This is a genomic window from Pseudomonas salicis (assembly GCF_057128705.1).
This window is the reverse complement of sequence record NZ_JBSKHU010000001.1, coordinates 49,208-68,551: the sequence shown is the minus strand read 5'-3', so window position 1 is coordinate 68,551 and position 19,344 is coordinate 49,208. Positions and strand designations below refer to the sequence as shown.

Here is a 19,344-nt window from a genome sequence, read left to right as displayed (position 1 = left end):
GCCTCAGTCACGCAAAAACATCACCACCTGCCCGGTGTCGAACGGCCAGTCCAGTTCGGCACCGGTGTCAGTGCGCCGCAACACCGGAATGCGCAAGCCGTACGCGTCATTCAGCGCGTCACTCTCCGCAATATCGACCAACTCGACCAACAAGCCGTGCTCCACCAGGGGCATCAGCTCGGCCTCGGCAACCTCGCATAAATAACACCCTAACGTCCCGAAAAGTTGGCACTCTGGCGGCATGTCGTGACCCTCTGCATGGGGATTTCAACGGCTGAACGCCAGTTTAGGCCCGCCCTGAAATGCCGTCGAGCCGGAACCGACGTCGAGAGAAGTCGTTGGAACGGTCCAGCACCGGCTTCTCGAACCAGCGATAGCCAACCCACCCGTAGCAGAGCACCGCGGCCATCATCAGCACGGTGAACAGCACGTTGTCCCACAGGCTGTCAGGCCGACTTCCCACGATCTGCCAAACGCGCCCGATCACCCCCAGCACCAGCAGATGCGACAAGTAAACGGTGTAGGACATGTCTCCGACAGCCACCAGAAATGGCGGCATGCGCAAGTGACGACGGCGCTCCAGCAAGGCGAACCCGAGGATCAGCGTGCCAAACACCCCGCCCACCGCGAACATGCGCAGCAGGCCGTCATCGTCAAACAGGCGGTAATAACCGATGAGCCCGATGCCCGGGAGTAACGCGGCGATCAGCGCGATGACGACGGCACGCGTTGGAATGCGTGCGCTGTGCGGGCCGTAAAACAGCAATGCCAGGGCCACGCCGACCATGAATTCCAGCGAGTACGGATGAAGGATGATCCTCAGCGCCGCGTTGTAGTCCCGCCAGTCCTGGACGCAATTGAACACGATCAGGACGAGCGCCCAGACCGCCAGAAACGCAGGCAGCCAGCGCTCACGAAACAGCATCAATCCGGTGAAGACCAGGTAGAACCACAGCTCGAACAGCAGCGACCAGGCGACCATCACGAGCAACACTTTGTCGTTGGGCAGCAGGAGGAAGGACATCAGCAGGTTGGACGAACCGTGGGTGCTGTTCACCATGTTCGGCTGCACCAGCACCACCGCCAGGGTGAGGAAGAAATAGAGCCAGTACGTGGGATAAATGCGCGACACGCGATTGAACAGAAAGCGCTTGGATTCGGCGGCTTTCTGAAATCGGCCCCGGCTGACGATCACCATCACGAAACCGCTGATGATGAAGAACAGGTCCACGCCCAGTTGAAAGAAATCCAGCAACGGCGGCAGCAGAATGTCGCCGCCCGAATATTTGTGCTCCACGGCGGTCATGTGGAACAGCACCACCCCCAACACCGCCACGCCCCTCAACCCCTGAAGGGAATAGATACGTTCCATCGACTGCTCCTACTGCGGACGCGGTCCTCAAGGATCGCGACAAATCCGGCATGTCGGAGGCAGGCGCTTCTGGCCATGCCTGCCCCATTGGGGAACAAGCATAGCCAACGGTGGGTATCACGCTTCAGTCGTGACTGACAGCACCGATCTTGTGAATCGACAGGTCAGCGCCGTAGTACTCCTGTTCCTGACTGAGCCGTAGCCCCAGGCACAGTTTGATCACGCCATAGACCAGGAAGCCCCCCACCAGGGCAATCGCCACACCCAGCGCGCTGCCGATCAACTGGCTGATCAGGCTGACGCCACCGATACCGCCCCAGCTCGTCTGACCGAAAATGCCACAGGCAATCCCGCCCCATACGCCGCACAGACCGTGCAACGGCCACACGCCCAGCACGTCGTCGATCTTCCACTTCACTTGCGCGGCGGTGAAACACCAGACGAACAAGGCGCCAGCGATGATGCCGGTGACCAGCGCGCCCACCGGGTGCATCAGGTCGGAACCCGCGCACACGGCGACCAACCCGGCCAGCGGGCCGTTGTGCAGAAAGCCGGGGTCGTTGCGGCCGACGATCAACGCCGCAACGGTGCCGCCGACCATCGCCATCAGCGAATTGACTGCCACCAGACCGCTCACGCTGTCCAGCGTCTGGGCGCTCATGACGTTGAAGCCGAACCAGCCGACGATGAGAATCCACGAGCCCAGCGCCAGGAACGGGATGCTCGACGGCGGATAAGCCACCAGCTTGCCCTCGCGATACCTGCCGTGGCGCGCGCCGAGCAGGGTCACGGCTGCCAGCGCCAGCCAGCCTCCCATCGCGTGCACCACCACTGAGCCGGCGAAATCATGAAAGCTCGCTCCAAAAGACTTCAACAGCCAGGCCTGCAGGCCGAAGTTGCCGTTCCACACCATGCCTTCGAAGAACGGGTAAACAAACGCAACGATCAACACTGTCGCGCACAATTGCGGGGCGAATCGGGCACGTTCGGCAATGCCGCCGGAAATGATCGCCGGGATGGCCGCCGCGAAGGTCAGCAGGAAAAAGAATTTCACCAGGCCATAGCCATGGTCGGTCGCCAGCACACTCGCCGGTTGCAGGAAGCTGACGCCGTAGGAAATCCAGTACCCCACGAAGAAATACGCCAGGGTCGAGACCGCAAAGTCGCTGAGAATCTTGGACAGCGCGTTGACCTGGTTTTTTTGCCGGACGGTCCCGACTTCCAGAAAGGCAAAACCGGCATGCATGGCCAGAACCATGACCGCGCCGATCAGAATGAACAGGGTATTGGAGCTGTGGACCAGGGTGTCCACCGCGCTTTGCACATTTTCCATCGAGAGGCAGGCCTGCAAGTGATGAAAAGCACCAAAGCGGCACAACGTTTCTATCGCACTCGGCAAACAGCACCAATCTGGCGCACGCGCACCGCTGCGCGAACCGGTTTGGCGCACGCTTATCGACGGAAAAATTGAACGCTTAAGGGTTTTTCTCGGTTTTATGGTTTTGAATCAACGTGTCGGCGCATTCACCGACTCCTGCGCTCCGCGATGGAGCGCGCCGCCTCCCTGGCGCACCAACACAAAGCAAAACCTGTACCAGCCAAACAGATCGCAATGCAGGGCAATTGGAATGAACCTTCGCGAATAGGCCATACTCGAAAGCCAATATTGCCACCCCTACGGAGAACACCCATGGCTCGCCCGACCGCAGAGAAAGCCCAGGACATTTTGATGGCAGATTTCCAGACATTGGTGGCCGACACCGAAAAGCTGCTGGCGCACACCGCGTCGTTGGCCGGTGAGCAGGCTGACGTCTTGCGTGATCAGATCAACGACAGCCTCGTACGTGCCCGCGAAACCTTGGCGCTGGCGGAAGAAGCGCTGCGCAACCGCAGCCAGGAAGCCGTAGTCGCCACCGAAGAATACGTGCAAGCCAATCCATGGCAATCCGTGGGCATTGCCGCTGGCGTCGGCTTCTTGCTGGGTCTGCTGGCTACAAGGCGCTGACTGATATGACCCTAGGAACAGGTCCATCCGAGACCGATAACACGTCTTCGCCTCGTCGACTGGGCGCGGCCTTTCTCGGCTTGCTGCACAGCCACGTCGAGCTGTTCGGCATTGAATTGCAGGAGCAGAAAGCGCGCACCGTGAGCCTTCTGCTGTTCGCGGGTCTGGCGCTGGTGTTCGCGCTGTTGTTGCTCATCGGGCTCTCGGCGTTGCTGCTGATTCTGGTGTGGGACAGCTATCGACTCAGCGGCATCATCGGACTGTGCGTCTTCTATACGCTGGCTGCGCTGTTCTGCGCGATGCGTCTGCGGTCCGCAATCTTCGATGAATCCTCGCCCTTCCATTCGACCCTGGAAGAACTGGCCAATGACCGCGAGCGACTGATGCCATGAGCCATCCCGATTCGCCCCAGACTCATAACCGTCGGGAACTGCGCAAAGCCCTGATCCGCCTGCGCATGGAAATGCATCGCCAGGAAATCCGCCACGAGTCCGCGCAGTTGCTACGCCCCCTCCACCGCATGCGCGGCATGGCCCATGACTTGCCCGGTTCCCTGGGCATCAAACACGCGCCGCTGTGGGGCGTCGGCATCGTTTCGCTGCTGGGCTTCCTGACCGGCAAAGGCGCGCGCAGCAAACGCACTGGCAGTGTCACGCGGTTGATCAAACTCAGCGCCAGTCTGATGCCGATCATTCGTCTCATCCTTCAAACCTCGGGGCGTCGTCCCTGAGCTGGCCATTTGGCTGCATTCTTGCAACAAATCTTGTCTGCGCTTTTGCCCCATGTTTTTTCACGGGGCGAAGGTGCGCCTACGCCCGACCATAAAGCCAATAATCATTGAGGACACCCTGTGATCGATGGGCAACCGCTAGCGTGTTTTCAGCCGTTCATCGATACCGCCACCGGCCGTATTGCAGGAATCGAAGCACTGGGACGTCTGCGTCAATCTGACGGGCGCCTGCAGTCCGTGGGCCCGTTGTTCGCCGACCCGAGAAGGCCTGCGGCCGAGCTCCGCCGACTGGACCGATTGATACGCGACAACGCGCTGGGGCGGTTGCATGAAGTCCCGAATGACTGGTTTCTGAGCATCAACATTTCCCCACGCTGGATCAGCCGCCTGCGCCCCGGCCAGCCGCTGCCGAGCCTCAAACAATTGCAGCAACACGGTATCCCCGCGCAACGCATCGTCTTCGAGATCACCGAGTTGGGCGGCGACAGCCAGCGCTTGAGCGAGGTGGTCGCGCGCTACCGGGAAGCGGGCGCGCGCATCGCCATTGATGACTTTGGCGCGGGCTATTCGCAGTTGGACCGGGTGCTGGCCTTGCAACCTGACATCCTCAAACTCGACATGCGTCTGTTTCAGGCGGCGGCCCGTGGTGGCCCCAGCAGCGACGTGGTCAAGGCCCTGGCGCAGATGGCTGAAAAGACCGGTTGCTGGATCATCGCCGAAGGCGTGGAAACCGAAGCCGAACTGCATTTCGCGCTGGAATGCGGCTCCCGCTACGTCCAAGGCTTCCTGTTCGCACAGGCCGAAGAAAACTTCTTCGCCGCCGACGCCTTTGTGGAGCGCTTCGCCGAATTGCGCGACCGCTACGTCATGCAAAAGGTGGTGGACCGCGAACGCTGGATGAATCTGCGCAAACAGCTCAGCCAGCTCATGCAGCGCTTGCAGGCCTGGGCCGAGGGCGACGAGCCGCTGGGCCATCTGCCGGACGTGCAGGAATACCCTTGGCTGCTGCGGTTTTATCAATGCGACCGACACGGCACGCAACTCACCCCCAACCTCGAATGGCGCCAAGGCGCATGGGTCGCCGACACCCGCTACATGGGGCATAACTGGTCGTGGCGGCCATACTTCTATCACCTGCTCGCCGAGGGCTGGCACGAGCGTCGTCTGACCCTCTCCAACACCTACCGCGACGCGACGAGCAACCAGTATTGCCTGACCGCCGGGCAGTTCTTCAATAACGGCCAGCGCTTGCTGCTGATTGACGTCGACGCCGCCGGCTTTTGATTCATCGGCTCCTTGATGTTCTGCTTGCAGCCCGACAGACGAACCGGGAAGCTAGCCCGGTAATCACTCGATGGAGTACCGGCCTTGGATTGGCAGACCCTGCTCACCCGCGAGCGCCTTGGCAAGACCCTGCACAGCCCCGAGGAACTGGGGCGAAGCCCGTTCCACAAGGACCATGACCGCATCATTTTTTCCGGGGCGTTCCGGCGGCTGGGACGCAAGACCCAAGTCCACCCGGTGACCAGCAACGACCATATCCACACACGCCTGACCCATTCGCTGGAAGTCAGCTGCGTGGGGAGGTCACTGGGCATGCGTGTCGGTGAAACCCTGCGCGGCGCCCTGCCCGACTGGTGCGAGCCAAGCGACCTGGGCATGGTCGTGCAATCGGCCTGTCTGGCCCACGACATCGGCAACCCGCCGTTCGGCCACTCCGGCGAAGACGCCATCCGCAACTGGTTCAAACAGGCAGCGGGCCGCGGCTGGCTTGACGCGATGACCGACGTCGAGCGCAATGACTTCCTCAATTTCGAGGGCAACGCTCAGGGCTTTCGCGTGTTGACGCAACTGGAATACCACCAGTTTGAAGGCGGCACCCGGCTGACGTACGCCACCCTCGGCACGTACCTCAAATACCCGTGGACCGCCCGTCACGCCGACTCGCTGGGCTACAAAAAACACAAATTCGGTTGTTACCAGAGCGAACTGCCGATCCTCGAACAGATCGCCCATAAGCTCGGACTGCCGCAACTGGAAGAACAACGCTGGGCGCGGCACCCGCTGGTGTACCTGATGGAGGCGGCCGACGACATCTGCTACGCACTCATCGACCTTGAAGACGGCCTTGAGATGGAGCTGCTGAGCTACCCGGAAGTCGAGTCCCTGCTGTTGGGGCTGGTGGGTGATGACCTGCCGGAGACGTACCGCCAACTGGGGCCCAACGACTCGCGCCGACGCAAACTGGCGATCCTGCGCGGCAAGGCGATCGAGCACCTGACCAACGCCGCAGCCCGTGCCTTCGTCGAACAGCAGGACGCCCTGCTTGCAGGCACCTTGCAAGGCGATCTGGTCGAGCACATGCACGGCCCGGCCAAACGCTGCGTCCTCAGCGCCAAGGACATGGCCCGCAAGAAGATCTTTCAGGACAAACGCAAAACCCTCCACGAAATCGGCGCCTACACCACGCTGGAAATCCTGCTGAACGCTTTTTGCGGCGCTGCGCTGGAACAGTTCGGTGGCCACACGCCGTCATTCAAGAGCCGCCGCATCCTCGACCTGCTGGGCAACAACGCGCCTGATCCCGACTGGTCGCTACACACCTCGTTCCTAAGGGTCATCGACTTCATCGCCGGCATGACTGACAGCTACGCCAGCGAGATGGCGAGGGAAATGACCGGGCGCTCGAACCCGATCCACTGATCCCAGGACCGGACGCTGCGTTCACAGCCCGAAATCCTATTGGAGTTCGGGCTTTTCTTTGCGTGCTCAAGAGAAAAGAAAACAGAATCTTCGGAAACGTCCTACACGCGATCAGGAAATACCCTATCGCAGCCCTCAGACCGCTGCCGAATAATCCGGCAGCCCTCAAACGCTGGCGGCGCCGCTTATTCGCCCGCCAAAAGCGCCTCAATCCTGTGTGTTCCCATCTACTGCGCCAAGGCTGCGCATCGATGCGAACCCCCTCGCTCTGCCAGGTACCCACGATGTCCAGACACACCCTTCGCATTTTGCTGGTAGAGGATCATCCGTTTCAGCTCATCGCGCTGCAGATCCTGCTCAACAACCACGGCGTCATTCGCCAATAGATTTTGTTCTCATGACATTAGAATTTGTACGAGCGACGGATTCGTCAGTCGGACTTGCCCCCTCCTAACCGTCGATCACTAGCTTTCGACACCACCTCTGGCTAGACACGACAAGCACACGAGATCCTATTCAGCTCGGCCTCTCAACCAAATCTCAATGTTCCTATATCCATGCGAATGGTTTGTTAATCAGAGCGCCGGCATTAAAAAGAGAACGCATCGGACCGATAGCGGCGTCTTATAGGGCTATGGGCCTGTTTAAGGTGGGCGTCCCCAAGCCTTCGTCTAAAGCCTCGCGCACCTCAAGGCGAGGGTCTCTTCAAGGCTTTGATTTCGTCCCGTACCGTCCTGAGAAGGGCGTCTTCATCGCCGTTGAGACCGATCTGCATCAAGACAATCAAAGTTGCAGGGTTCACCCCGAGGCGCTCTGCGAACTCTTCCATTTTCTCGATTGTTGGACTGCGAATTCCGCGCTCTACAGTGGAAACGAATGACTGACTCGCGCCGAGCTGCTCTTGCGCGATCTCTTTGCGTGATCGTACTTCCCGTAGCGCAGCCCCAAACGCCAATTTCCGTTCCATTTGCCTATCCGCAAAAGGAACGATGAAGCCTTGATAGGGCTTTCAACACTATGCTGCATGCAGCATATGTGACAAAATTCCGGTCTGCGCTATATCAGTCACAACGCCACATCTTCGCCTGCCGTTTAAGTTGAGAGCTAAAACCGTGTTTGTTTCAGACCCTAATGAAGAATTCATCACCCTAGAAGGCAAGGTCGATCCTAACTACAAAAGCTGGCCTCGTGTCGACACCAGTGAAACGTTTTTTCAGGTACACACAAAAGCCCGCAATGCAAAAAACATCACTTCCGGTGTCGTGCTACTTGCAACGCCGCGCGCCTTGCTCGATTTCCTAGAGATCGTTGAAAAAAGTGAAGAAATACGGATTGAGCAAATCTTGTTGACCACCCCACCACATGCCAACCACAGCAAGCTTTGGCGCACAGAGACGCTCGTCAAGCTCGAGGCGAGTCTCGATCAGCATGAGCAGGCGACTGAAATCGCCTACCACACTCCAAATGACTGCTATCGAGAAGAGCGGGTTTACGGTAAAGGCGGAGGAGCGCTCAAAACGATATACAAATCACGAAAAAAATCTCTTGCTGCTCCAGCGCGCTAGGACATTTTCATGAAGGTCTTTGAATGCGCATTTCAGACACCACAGCCCAATGCACCGACTGAAATGAGGATGGTTTAGCAATTGATATACGTACTCGACCCCGCTGGGCGGACAGTCTTCGCCAGAACACACTGTGAATTGGAGGGGATAAGTTTTCTCCTAACCATCACCTGTGCCCGCACTGGGACGCGCGATCGTGCAGCTATGGTCAGTTGCGCTTACGAACTTCAGCACTACCTGACCATCGCTACGGACGTTGAGATCAGTGAGGTACAAATGCTATGTCCGCCGGCGCTATCACGATCAGGTCACTGGAGCTTGGAGAAATTGGTGCAAATCACCTGCTTCCAAGGCGTGGAGCCGCAAGAGAGTGCTGTGCTGTATCGAACGTCTCAGGGGTTCTACAAGATAGGAGAGCTGGACCTTCGTAAGAAGAAAACATCCCGGGTATGGTTCTCAAAAAAACGCCTAGAAGATCTTCGGCCGCGCATTTCGGAGCGAGCCAACGAGTCATCCGGCCATCAGATGTATTCCCCGCTCTACCTAAAGACCTCATCAGCTTTTACATAGTGGATCACCTGTGAAAAGCAATTTCGGACGACATCCTAACTGTCAAAAACCTGAGGCCCTTTTTAATGGTAGGCATCGAATATGCGGCGAGCGCTATGACGAAAGCTCGCGAGATTGCAATCTTTACGGGGGCGGGAATTTCGGTTGAAAGCGGCATCCCCACCTATGGTGAGCCGCTGACAGGTATCTGGGCCCAGGAGGATCCGCAGACATTGGAAACGGCTAAGGCTTTTCGCGAAAATCCTTCGTTGATTTGGGGATGGTACCTCTGGCGTCGTCATCAGGCCGCGATGGCGAGACCCAACGCTGCCCATCTTGCATTGAGCCAATTCGCAGCTACGGGGCGCAGGATCTCAGTAATAACCCAAAACGTTGATGACTTGCATGAGAGAGCTGGATCCAGGGGCGTATTGCATCTCCATGGCAGCCTGTCTACTCCTAAGTGCTTTGCCTGCCACCGACCATCAGACACTCCTCCACCTCAGACGACGTTTCCTGCCGAGGGAGCACTGATCGAACCACCACGATGTGTTAGGTGCAGAGGAAAACTTCGGCCCGGCGTAGTTTGGTACGGAGAAGACTTACCGTCGGACGTCTGGAAATCGGCTATCGCATTGGTGAAGAACTGTGACGTTCTGATTTCCGTCGGCACATCTGGGATTGTCACCCCCGCAGCTGATATTCCTAGGCTCGCACTCTCTTCTGGCGCGACCGTGATTCATATCAACACTGCAGATGTCAGCACTGGAGTGCAGAATGAGTTGATGCTCATTGGGAAAGCGACCGAGGTAGTTCCGAAGCTCTGTGCCCTCATACCAAACGAGGAGCACGCATGACCACTGTCCGCGAGCGAACCCGCAGCGTGATTGAAACAAGCGCATTCCTAGCGAGGCTCTCCCAGGATAAATCTCTGCCCAACACCATCCGAGAGGAAGCTAAGCAGCTACTCCGCCACTACCCTACCGCAGAAGCTGTAAGGCTGGCCGGACGATGCGAGGCGATCAGGCAGGCCGAAATTTCGAAGCTTTCAGGCAGTCCCAGCACCCTGCATCCAGCACTTGCGACTTGGCCTCTTCTCGATCCTTTTTTTTGCGATTCTGCGGATCGAGATGCGCCTCAGCCTAATGATCCACCCGCTTTGGCTGCCCCTCCTCCACCGCAACCCATCCCTCGCACAAAGGGCAAACAGTTGGTTTCAAGGGTCCAAGTATCGGGGCTGTTCGTACCCTCGGGGATGGGTTGCTTGAGTATTGATTATCGCTACTTCGCATCATCACGAGCACAGGTTCTTTCACGCGCCGCGTTGGTGCTGGAGTCTCCAACAAGAGCAAGCAATTGGTTTGTGAGTCGCATCCAAAGCCTAAATGGACGCTCTCCCTGCACTCTGATGCAAAACGCCTACGAGCTCGCTTTGGTCATGAACGTTCTAACCCGTCTCGAACACGGAATCTTCTGAGAATTTTTTCGCTTACGATGCACAAGCAGCTCCGGGACATCCCGAAAGGAAGAATCCAATGCCTGACGATAGGATCAAGGTCCACCGATCCACACCGAGCAATGACCATCCCGAGCACATGATTACTCGCGAATAATGCAGTAATTCCAAACAGCACTAGGTTCATTTCAGGTACGTCGACGACAAATGGGATTAACACCCTACATCACCCAAGATAGAGCTCCAGGCGACCTCAAAGACGCAGCTCTCGAACTCATCCAGCTCGATGCTTCACTGCATGCGAATATTCAGGCATCGCTGCGCAGCCCGATGATCCATCTGCAACGCTTGGTAAACTCATATTACAGCAACAAGATCGAGGGGAACTCCGCGTCGCCCACCGACATTCTGCTGGCTCAGATGAATCCATCAGGTGATGGGGCAACGCCGGATTTACTGGAGATCAAACATCACATTGCAGCTCAAATTCGTCTGTCCATCGATCCGATCGATCCAGCCACAATAAGTACGAGCGATTCGATCGCACGCCTGCATCGTGAGCTATACAGCGGGCTTCCCAAAAAGCACTTGCGTATCAAGATCGGGACTGGCGGCAACGCTGTCTCACTTGCACCAGGCGAATTCCGAGCTCAAGGCGTAAGGGTGGGCCATCACATTCCGCCGCCCGCCGAAGAGATCCGATCTCACCTTAAGTGGTTCGAAAAGGCTTACCAAATCAACCGACTACACGGGCTGGCGCCCCTATTGGCAGCTGCAGGTGCTCACCATCGTCTCCTCTGGCTGCACCCCTTCCTTGATGGAAACGGTAGGACAAGCCGCCTATTCACCGATGAATATCTTAGGGCGGGCGGCTTGAAGGGTTATGGATTGTGGTCAGCGAATCGCGGATTCGGTCGAGGTACAGACTCCTACTACACAGCCCTGCACGCTGCCGACCATATCCGTAAAGGCGATCTGGACGGCCGTGGCGCGCTCTCCGACAAAGGATTGCTCAAATTTACCGAGTACTTCATAACGACGGCGCTCGAACAGGTGCGATTTGTCAGCGCGCTTTTGGACCCTCGCACGCTTAACCGCCGTATCGATCATTACTTTCAGACGCGTCCTCACACAACGGGACCAACGGCAAGCGGAAAAGAACTGCCGAGACTACGTATTGAAGCCCTTCACCTCTACCGCGGCTTGCTTGAACTCGGCCCGATGCAACCTTCAAAAATCCAAGCTTGGCTAGGTCTGCGCGAATCCACAACGCGTGATCTACTCGACCAAATGGCAAGCGAGGGATAATCGCCTTAGGTGAAGAGATGCAGGTGTCGATGAGGCTTCCTGGGCACGCCATTATGACGCTATTTCCTGACTTGCTCTGACCTCAAGCAAGCCGCAAAGGCGGCCTGCGCATCGATTAATTACTATCCATTCCCCAGGTCATATTCTTGCGACATCAGCAGGTGAGCTGTTCGACTCTCTATCGGTTTGATAGCCTGAAGGGCTCTGCAGTTTAGGGCAAGCACGTAATTACGCGCTTCATTAGCCTTGGCCCTATCATGAGCAGAAGCCGACGCAAAACACCTGTCTGCGGTATCACTACCGCAGTTAGCGAGCATTTCGACAAACAAGTCTGGCACAGACGCTACCGCAAGGCCGTACGCCAGCGGCTCGTAAAAGACCCTGATGCAGAACCTCCTCACCTGCGTGAATTCTTCAATCCCTGGTGCATGAGAAAAGACGGAAAACGTTACTACGGGGTCAGGCGGCTGAATGAGAGGTTTCTGAGGAAGTAGTACCTGCGCTGATCGCGCACGCTGCTTGAATGCACCAGCGTGCACACCCATTCACTTACAATTTGACCGATCGATACATTCGGCTTGACCAGCAAGGCTGAGAAAGTGATCACGCTGTTAGTACCCGAACGCAGAGAGGCTTTTCCCTCGTAGCAGTAGCCCTCACTTCAGATCTAAAACCCCATCCCTATTGTGGCCAAAGCCGAGCACGCGGCTTAAACAAAAAAGCCACCCAATAGGGCGGCTTTCTACGTCAAGATTGTCAATCACCGGGCGAGCCAGGACTCGACTTCATCGCTACCGTGCTCAGCTTTCCAAGCCTTTAGAGTCTTGTGATTCCCACCCTTCGTTTCGACGATTTCGCCATTATGCGGGTTCTTGTAAACCTTGACGGTACGTGCTCGCCGAGCCACTTTCTCAACCACAACTGAAGCTCCTTTGCGAGTGGCAGCATGCGGATCAAGAATGTTGATCACATCCTTCAGGCTGCAGCCGTACTCGCCAAGCAAATCGCGCAGTTTGGCTTCAAACTCGATTTCCTTTTTCAGGCCATTGTCATTTTTCAGCGTTTCAAGCTCAGCCATTTGAGCGGCGAGTTGTTGCTCGAGCTTGCGGAATTCTGCGAGACGCGACATGTAAAGCTCCAAGTGCTTAGATAATGTCAGTGATGTTAGTTGATGCTAGGTACGGAGTCATTCAAGGTATAAGAAAAGATTTATCGTCCGACCAATGCGAGTCTGCCAGCAAAACTCAAAAGGACCTACAGTTCTTCACCTTCGGCGTCGAGGGACACGATCCACCAAGCCGTTCGTCACTGACTGTCCGGTCAGAACCTGCAGCTCGACAGTCCGACTTACCACAGCCGTCACTACACCGATTCGATGCTAGCAAGACCAGGCTAACCAATGTCCCTCTGTCTGAAGCCCATTCCTAAGCCCTTTCGTGTTCTACCCGCCTCAACGCAGGAATTTCGTGTCGTCACCGGAGGTCGTTTACAATCACCTTCCGATTCCATCAGGCGTTTCCATGAACCTTACAGACGCAGTTCTCATCTTGCTACTTGCTGCACGCATTCATGGCACTGACGAAGGCGTTCGCGCAGCGGCGAAGAGCGTGGTGAAGAAGCTCCCTCGTAGCAAGCGGGATGCAGTCTATAAAGTGATTCAGAGCAAAAGCCCGCTTCAAGTGGTGGGGTTAATCGCTCAGAATCTTGATTATTAAAATTTTCTGGTCGTGAGGCAGGCAGGGAATCAACAACTCATTCAAGGTGGTTATTGAGGATCGGGATGGTGATGGCGCGATTCGGATCCCCGACGAAGCCCTTCTAGAGTTGGGGCTTGATGTCGGCGACTCACTGCATCTGCTCGAAGATTTCATAGGCGAGACGCGGTGCATAGTTCTTTCGACAATCCCAAGATGCCCGATAGGATTGATGAGTTGGTGGAGGCCTGGGACAGCAAACCCTCAAAACTAGACTGAGCCTTCTCCCCAAATAACTATCGAGAGAGCGAAAACTGATGTCATTGTGGGCGGCAACTTTCGGCCCAGAGTGTGTCAAAACCTCGAATCAATCCCTTGCTATGATTCCCCAGGATTTCATCGCAAGGGCTGCCCATGAAGCGCTTCATTCAAGGTGAACATCGAAGTCAAAGTACCTTACTCCCCGAGAGCCTGGACGATTACGTCAGCGATACCAACCCGGTGCGCGTTGTTGATGTCTTCGTTGACGAGCTTGACCTGATCACCTTGAGTTTCGAAAGCGCCGAACCGGCTGAAACCGGTCGGCCCGGCTATCACCCTGCCGTCATGCTGAAAATCTACATTTACGGTTATCTCAACCGCATCCATTCGAGCCGGCGCCTTGAGCGCGAAACGCAGCGCAATGTCGAGCTGATGTGGCTGACGGGGCGTCTGATGCCGGATTTCAAGACCATCGCCAACTTCCGCAAAAACAACAGCAAGGCCATTCGAGGCGTGTGTCGTCAGTTCGTCGTGCTGTGCCAGCAACTGGGGCTTTTCAGCGATCATCTGGTTGCTATCGATGGCAGCAAGTTCAAGGCGCTCAACCACCGGGACCCCAACTTCACCAGCGCCAAACTGAAACGGCGGATGGAGGAAATCGAAGCGAGTATCGCGCGTTACATGGCAGCTCTTGATGCGGCTGATCGAGACGAATCCAAGCCTTCAGGCCCCACGGGTGGCGGCCTGCAAGAAAAAATCGCCTAGCTCAAGGAGCAGATGAAAGAGCTTCAGGCAATTGAAGTAACACTTGAGGCATCGCCAGACAAACAGGTCTCACTGACCGACCCGGACGCGCGCTCGATGTTGTCGGGCGGCAAGGGGATCGTGGGCTACAACGTACAGACAGCGGTTGATACCAAACACCATTTGATCGTGGCGCACGAGGTCACTAATGAAGGCCACGACCGATACCAACTCAGTTCGATGGCTGAACAGGCCCGAGAGGCGATGAAGCTTGAGTCGATATCGGTGGTGGCCGACAAGGGGTACTTCAAGAGTGAAGAAATCCTGGCGTGTCACCAAGCCGTATCACGGCGTATGTGCCCAAAGCGATGACCTCCGGAGCTAAGGCTGACGGGCGTTTCAACAATGACAAATTTGTCTATGACGGGTTGAAGGACGAGTACACATGCCCTGCCGGGGAGACGCTGATCTATCACTATTCCTACGTTGAAAAAGGCATGACGCTACGCCGTTATTGGACCCATAACTGCGAAGGCTGCGCACTGAAATCACAATGCACACCGGCACGGGAAAGGCAGTTAAGGCGCTGGGAACATGAAGAGGTACTGGAAAAAATGCAGGCCCGGCTCAATGAAGCGCCGCAGATGATGGGTATCCGTTAACGCACCGTTGAGCATCCCTTCGGGACGCTCAAACAGTGGATGGGACCGGCGCACTTCCTGACTCGGAGGCTTGCTGGGGTGGACGCCGAAATGAGCCTGAATGTGCTCGCCTATAACCTGAAACGGGTGCTGAAGATCCTGGGCACTCAAGGTCTGATGAAGGCGATGGTGGTCTGAGAGGATCGTGCTGTTACCCGCACCGTGGCCGTTGAGGCTGTTTTGATGGCCACAGCTTTCGCTGGGCAAGCCATGGCCTTGCAGACGGCGGATAGCGAGCAACAACAGCCGGCGCTTCGCGCCGACAATGTTCAGGGCTGTTTTTACACACTCTGGGCCAGAAGCGGCCACTCGCGTAATAGACTCCAGATCATGCCAGCCCAAAACCGGATGCTGAGCCATTCCAGAAGGCTGCTATCGTTGTACCCTCATAATGAAGGCAATAAGTCATGGGGCCAGTGACATGTTCCAAAGCGTCGCTCCGCATCCGCGGACCGGATCTTGATGTCGGTGAGATAACCACGCTTCTTGGGTGCCAACCAACCTTCGCGAGAACCAGAGGGGTAAGACAGCCCACGTGGCAGCCCTTTATAGCAGCTTGTAAACCACTGTTTTCGCTGAAAACACTGTGGATTACAGTGAAAAAAGGTTTACAAGCCAAGCGCCACGGGGGGGGTTGAAGACCCAACTGATCCTGCGCCCAGCCGCTGGGTAACCCTCAAGCAGGTGATTAGAGGATCGAAGCCTGTGATAATAGCCAACCGCCACCAAGAAATGTACTGACCATGGCACGAAAGCCTACCTATGTAACCCCTCCGCAGCCGAAGCTCACGCATACCTCTCCATCTCCGACTTATTGATGCAGGGGGCGAAGTAGAGATTTCATAGGCAACTGCCTGCGAACTCACCTTCCGCCCCGTAATTAAAGACAATAGTGATCGCGTCTTTTAACCAGATGCCGAAGCTACGGGAGAATAGTAGGTGCCGGCCTGATTTAAGCAAAATAATGTGAGCGACGCCTCTTCAGCTCAAGTGCATCGGCAGAAACATCAGCGAACAATTGAATTACATGTTGGGCATTTTGCCCGTACGCTCAAGCTGCAAGGATGAAGGTTCTGGAGAGTAACTATGAGTCAGGATAATGGCTATTCCAATTGGGAATCGAGGATCCAGCAGGGTCTTAATTTGTGCGATCAGATGCTGGCAAATGGGGAGGTAGGGGCAGCCCTCGCGCATCTCCGTGGCCTGGAGCTTGGTGATGAGGCGGATACTAGGGCTGTAGCCATTCAAATGCTTCATAGCGCTGGTTTGGCGGATCACGCCTATGACGAGTTCAAAAAGCTGATACTCCCGGCTGATCCCGAACCAGAAGTACTGCTACGGATGGCTCATGTTTGTGCGGACGCTGGAGCTGACGCTGACGCTATGGATTTGCTAGACAGAATTGTCCATGATGAACTCATGTTGAGCTCTCTCTATATTGCTTCCCGCATCGCCGAACGAATTGGCGATGCAAATCTGCGGGCACAATTCGAGTTGCGCATGATCACTGAACACGCTTCCGATAGTGGTGTTCGGAACTTGGCCTTGGAGCGGGCATTAGCCGACGAACGTTTCGCTGAAGCGGCAGGTCTGCTTCACCCCGATTTCATGAGCTCGCGCGAGTATCTCTATCAACTGCAGTTGCTGGCCGATTCCGATTCGCTTGATACTAAAGAAATGGTGATACTGGCTGAGCGTTCATCTGGCAAGCTAGTGCCACTAGCTATTCTTCGATACTTGATTGCAAGACATGAGGTGGTCGCTGCGATCAATGTCGCACACTTACTCGCCGGATCGGAAAAGGAGGAAGAAGTCAGGGAATTGTTGGCCGTTCTCGACGCATTTCTGCTGAGAAGAGGCTTAATTGACTTCTCGTTGGTTGAGGACAAGGTTGCGAGAATCATCAAGGAGATCGTTGGGTACTTAGCTGTCCGACCGCAGCATGGCTTCGTTCGACAGCGCCTGATAGAGTTGCTGTCGGTAGATCGTAGTGGCGACACGGGAATTCCGCTCCTCTTGAAAGTTGTCTTCGATCTTATCGAAGAAGGAGGACTTATCCTCGGACCAGACATATCTCCGGCGTCTAGTTCGATGAAAGCTCTATTAGAGAGCAGAATCCCGGAAATTTGCACGCAATGGCTTAAGGATCGTGAGCCATGCATCCCCGGCAAAACTACACTTCCACGCGAGCTGATCTCAATCGACCCAAACGTCTGTATGGCAACCATCTGCGAGATGATGAGCTCGGGGGCAGTTGCACTTGAGTCACGTCAGGACGTAGAGATCTTGAAGCACTGGCTACTTCTTGGATGCGGCATTGCGCCTCATACATCTTCGCCTGATTTCACTACTGTGTTGTTCCGGGTAGCAATGACACGACTAGGTAACGCTGGGTACCCGCAGCAGGCCAGAGACCTTTGCGAAGAGCAGCTTTCTCAATGCGGTGATTCACGATCTCGGGCCCAGGCCGCGTGGTTCAGCATGGCCGATGTCTACAGCCGCCTTCAGGACCGGCGCACCAGTTTGGTTGCTTTTGCGTGTGCTATTGCGGGTCCCAATCTGGGGCAGACACCGTCGACTAGCTTCAATGAGATCAATCTTTGGGTACGGCTGCTTAGGGAGTCTGGATTGCTCGACCATGCCTTGGAAGCTCTGGAGATATCCAACAAGGCCCTGCAGGCCCGCGGAAGCTATGACAAGCATCGACATGAGCAGCTTCATATCAGACTGACTATCGAACTTGAAATGGTTCTCCGCGACCTTCCAGCCCGAGCTGGCGAGATCCCGGATCTGCTCCTACGTACCGCCGAAGCTGGTCAAGAGGCGCTTGATCGCGGCCAGGACGGTGTTCAAGCCATGGTTCTGCTTGGCCAGCTCATGAAGATTTCCAAGACTTTCAACGTTGAGGTCCCGGCAAGCGCAGCTCAGACGATGAAGGTACTCGCTGGTCACACATTCTCATCAAAGCCGTTCGTCCAGACCTTAATGGATGGGGAGAACCCTATTCGCGACCTTTGGACGCAGTACGCATCAGTAGAACCCGCAAAGTTCGCCAACGATGCCGCATATGACTCAACGCAGTTGACCGTCGCCGCGAGAACGTTGCTGACTCTTGAACGCGATAGCATAGAGCCTGCCGAACTCTTGCTGCCGTTTGAGCTTCTAGCCGACAGAGGCGTCGCCGCTCCGGGATGGACGCGACACCCAAGCCCCCCTTCCGGGTTTAGGTCCCTTTCGCAGATTGTGGCGGTAGCTGAACATCTGAGTGAACGCGGCATAGCATTGGTGCTGGCCGCGTTCGACAACCTCGGTCAGCTATTATCCCTCAGATATGAGGGAGGCCAGCTCACTTTCGTGGAAGAGAAGGAGTTTAGCTACGACAGCTTCAAGAGCTGGTCGAAGTTGTACCCCTATGACTACTGCAAAGACGTTGGAACGCAAAGCTGGGAAAAGGAGCATGCAATGCATCAGTCCCTGGCCGAGTGCAAATGGCAGACACTTCCGGCGAGCGCGACCCTGGTCATAATGGAGTCAGAGCTACGCTCGATGCCGAGCAATCTGCTATGGACCAGCAATGGTTTTTTCGGAGCGTCTCAACCTGTTGGTGCCGCACCTTCCATGGCTTGGCTCGCAGAATCGTTCAGCCGTCGCCCTGCTGACGAGCCGCGACTGAACGCCTGGATATCCAATGCAGGTGATCCGACCCAGACCCTCAACGTTCTACTCGGTTATCTGGAGGGAGAGTTTCAGGAATACGGAGTGGCACTGGATACAAGCAACCATCCGCCCGCAACACTTGCGGGCTCAGACTTAGTAATTATAGCGGCACATGGACAGGTCTCCCCCGAAGGCAATTACTTCCATACCTTAAATGACGAGGGGTCGCTAAAGGTTCCTGCTGATGTGGTCGCGACAGCTGTTCGCGACTCACGTGTTGCGGTGTTGTTTGTATGCAGCGGTGGCCGCTCGGATAAGGTGCCGGATGCTAACACTACGAGTGGTTTGGCAAAGGAGCTTCTTTCTAATGGGTGCTCGACAGTCATCGCCTCGCCTTGGCCGATGGAAGCAATGGTCGCAGCCAGCTGGGCGCCAAAGTTCCTCAAGCACTGGAAGTCAGGCAAGACCGCGATTCAGGCCTGCCACGATGCCAACAGGGAGATTAGTGGTGATCCCTCTCGAGCCTTGGCGATGAATCTCTACGGAGATCCCTGCCAGATCTGGTCGTAGCCCAGTGGCGATAACGCTTTGGGACTTGG

Annotated in this window: 17 protein-coding genes and 3 pseudogenes; 15 read left to right on the top strand and 5 right to left on the bottom strand. The window is 56.1% G+C overall.

From position 1 onward, the window contains the following. Positions 1–3: 3 nt before the first annotated feature. From ACWKWE_RS00335 to ACWKWE_RS00325, 3 genes are all read right to left on the bottom strand, one after another. On the bottom strand, positions 4–243 hold the full coding sequence (locus tag ACWKWE_RS00335; protein WP_166595299.1) for a glutaredoxin family protein: 240 nt from the start codon (positions 241–243) through the stop codon (positions 4–6). Positions 244–286: 43 nt separating this feature from the next. Then, a complete protein-coding gene (locus tag ACWKWE_RS00330) occupies positions 287–1,372 on the bottom strand; it encodes an acyltransferase family protein (RefSeq protein WP_166595298.1) in 1,086 nt (361 codons plus the stop codon). Between the two features lie 124 nt (positions 1,373–1,496). Further along, the gene (locus ACWKWE_RS00325) at positions 1,497–2,705 is read right to left on the bottom strand and encodes an ammonium transporter (RefSeq protein WP_483849225.1); all 1,209 of its coding nucleotides are present in this window, start codon (positions 2,703–2,705) and stop codon (positions 1,497–1,499) included. A gap of 357 nt (positions 2,706–3,062) precedes the next feature. Here ACWKWE_RS00325 and ACWKWE_RS00320 point away from each other — a divergent pair, with 357 nt between their 5' ends. The 6 genes and pseudogenes from ACWKWE_RS00320 to ACWKWE_RS00295 all read left to right on the top strand — a co-directional run. Continuing rightward, a complete protein-coding gene (locus tag ACWKWE_RS00320) occupies positions 3,063–3,377 on the top strand; it encodes an ElaB/YgaM/YqjD family protein (protein WP_166595296.1) in 315 nt (104 codons plus the stop codon). 5 nt (positions 3,378–3,382) lie between these two features. Beyond that, a complete protein-coding gene (locus ACWKWE_RS00315) occupies positions 3,383–3,769 on the top strand; it encodes a phage holin family protein (RefSeq protein WP_166595295.1) in 387 nt (128 codons plus the stop codon). Next, a complete protein-coding gene (locus tag ACWKWE_RS00310; protein ID WP_166595294.1) occupies positions 3,766–4,107 on the top strand; it encodes a hypothetical protein in 342 nt (113 codons plus the stop codon). Before ACWKWE_RS00315 ends, ACWKWE_RS00310 begins: the two co-directional genes overlap by 4 nt. Positions 4,108–4,227: 120 nt before the next feature. Further along, positions 4,228–5,391 carry an EAL domain-containing protein gene (locus ACWKWE_RS00305; RefSeq protein WP_166595293.1) on the top strand — a complete coding sequence of 388 codons (1,164 nt, stop codon included), beginning with the start codon at positions 4,228–4,230 and terminating at the stop codon, positions 5,389–5,391. 84 nt (positions 5,392–5,475) lie between these two features. Next, positions 5,476–6,810 carry a deoxyguanosinetriphosphate triphosphohydrolase gene (locus ACWKWE_RS00300; RefSeq protein WP_166595292.1) on the top strand — a complete coding sequence of 445 codons (1,335 nt, stop codon included), beginning with the start codon at positions 5,476–5,478 and terminating at the stop codon, positions 6,808–6,810. A 284-nt stretch (positions 6,811–7,094) separates the two neighbouring features. After that, positions 7,095–7,181, top strand: a pseudogene (locus tag ACWKWE_RS00295) (response regulator); the annotation flags it as partial. A gap of 317 nt (positions 7,182–7,498) precedes the next feature. On the opposite strand, the gene ACWKWE_RS00290 reads toward ACWKWE_RS00295, so the two are convergent. Next, the gene (locus ACWKWE_RS00290) at positions 7,499–7,777 is read right to left on the bottom strand and encodes a helix-turn-helix domain-containing protein (RefSeq protein WP_483849224.1); all 279 of its coding nucleotides are present in this window, start codon (positions 7,775–7,777) and stop codon (positions 7,499–7,501) included. Between the two features lie 145 nt (positions 7,778–7,922). Here ACWKWE_RS00290 and ACWKWE_RS00285 point away from each other — a divergent pair, with 145 nt between their 5' ends. From ACWKWE_RS00285 to ACWKWE_RS00265, 5 genes are all read left to right on the top strand, one after another. After that, a complete protein-coding gene (locus ACWKWE_RS00285) occupies positions 7,923–8,375 on the top strand; it encodes a hypothetical protein (protein WP_483849223.1) in 453 nt (150 codons plus the stop codon). Between the two features lie 147 nt (positions 8,376–8,522). Beyond that, positions 8,523–8,945: a hypothetical protein gene (locus ACWKWE_RS00280; RefSeq protein ID WP_483849958.1), complete on the top strand. Its 423-nt coding sequence runs from the start codon at positions 8,523–8,525 to the stop codon at positions 8,943–8,945. Between the two features lie 65 nt (positions 8,946–9,010). Beyond that, complete coding sequence (locus ACWKWE_RS00275; RefSeq protein WP_483849222.1) at positions 9,011–9,781, top strand: SIR2 family NAD-dependent protein deacylase; 771 nt, start codon at positions 9,011–9,013, stop codon at positions 9,779–9,781. Then, positions 9,778–10,401, top strand: coding sequence for a BPSL0761 family protein (locus tag ACWKWE_RS00270; protein WP_483849221.1), 624 nt, complete (start codon positions 9,778–9,780; stop codon positions 10,399–10,401). The genes ACWKWE_RS00275 and ACWKWE_RS00270 overlap by 4 nt, the downstream gene beginning before the upstream one ends. A gap of 186 nt (positions 10,402–10,587) precedes the next feature. Then, positions 10,588–11,688, top strand: a complete 1,101-nt coding sequence (locus tag ACWKWE_RS00265) for a Fic family protein (protein ID WP_483849220.1) — start codon at positions 10,588–10,590, stop codon at positions 11,686–11,688. 760 nt (positions 11,689–12,448) lie between these two features. On the opposite strand, the gene ACWKWE_RS00260 is transcribed toward ACWKWE_RS00265, so the two are convergent. Beyond that, a complete protein-coding gene (locus ACWKWE_RS00260) occupies positions 12,449–12,817 on the bottom strand; it encodes a histone-like nucleoid-structuring protein, MvaT/MvaU family (RefSeq protein ID WP_483849219.1) in 369 nt (122 codons plus the stop codon). A 391-nt stretch (positions 12,818–13,208) separates the two neighbouring features. Here ACWKWE_RS00260 and ACWKWE_RS00255 point away from each other — a divergent pair, with 391 nt between their 5' ends. The 4 genes and pseudogenes from ACWKWE_RS00255 to ACWKWE_RS00240 all read left to right on the top strand — a co-directional run bounded on the left by ACWKWE_RS00255 (position 13,209) and on the right by ACWKWE_RS00240 (position 19,315). Next, on the top strand, positions 13,209–13,403 hold the full coding sequence (locus ACWKWE_RS00255) for a DUF7740 domain-containing protein (protein ID WP_483849218.1): 195 nt from the start codon (positions 13,209–13,211) through the stop codon (positions 13,401–13,403). A 28-nt stretch (positions 13,404–13,431) separates the two neighbouring features. Then, a pseudogene (locus ACWKWE_RS00250) lies at positions 13,432–13,661 on the top strand (AbrB/MazE/SpoVT family DNA-binding domain-containing protein). A gap of 135 nt (positions 13,662–13,796) precedes the next feature. Then, positions 13,797–15,226, top strand: a pseudogene (locus ACWKWE_RS00245) (IS1182 family transposase). Positions 15,227–16,174: 948 nt separating this feature from the next. Further along, the gene (locus ACWKWE_RS00240; protein ID WP_483849217.1) at positions 16,175–19,315 is read left to right on the top strand and encodes a CHAT domain-containing protein; all 3,141 of its coding nucleotides are present in this window, start codon (positions 16,175–16,177) and stop codon (positions 19,313–19,315) included. The last annotated feature ends 29 nt before the right edge of the window (positions 19,316–19,344 follow it).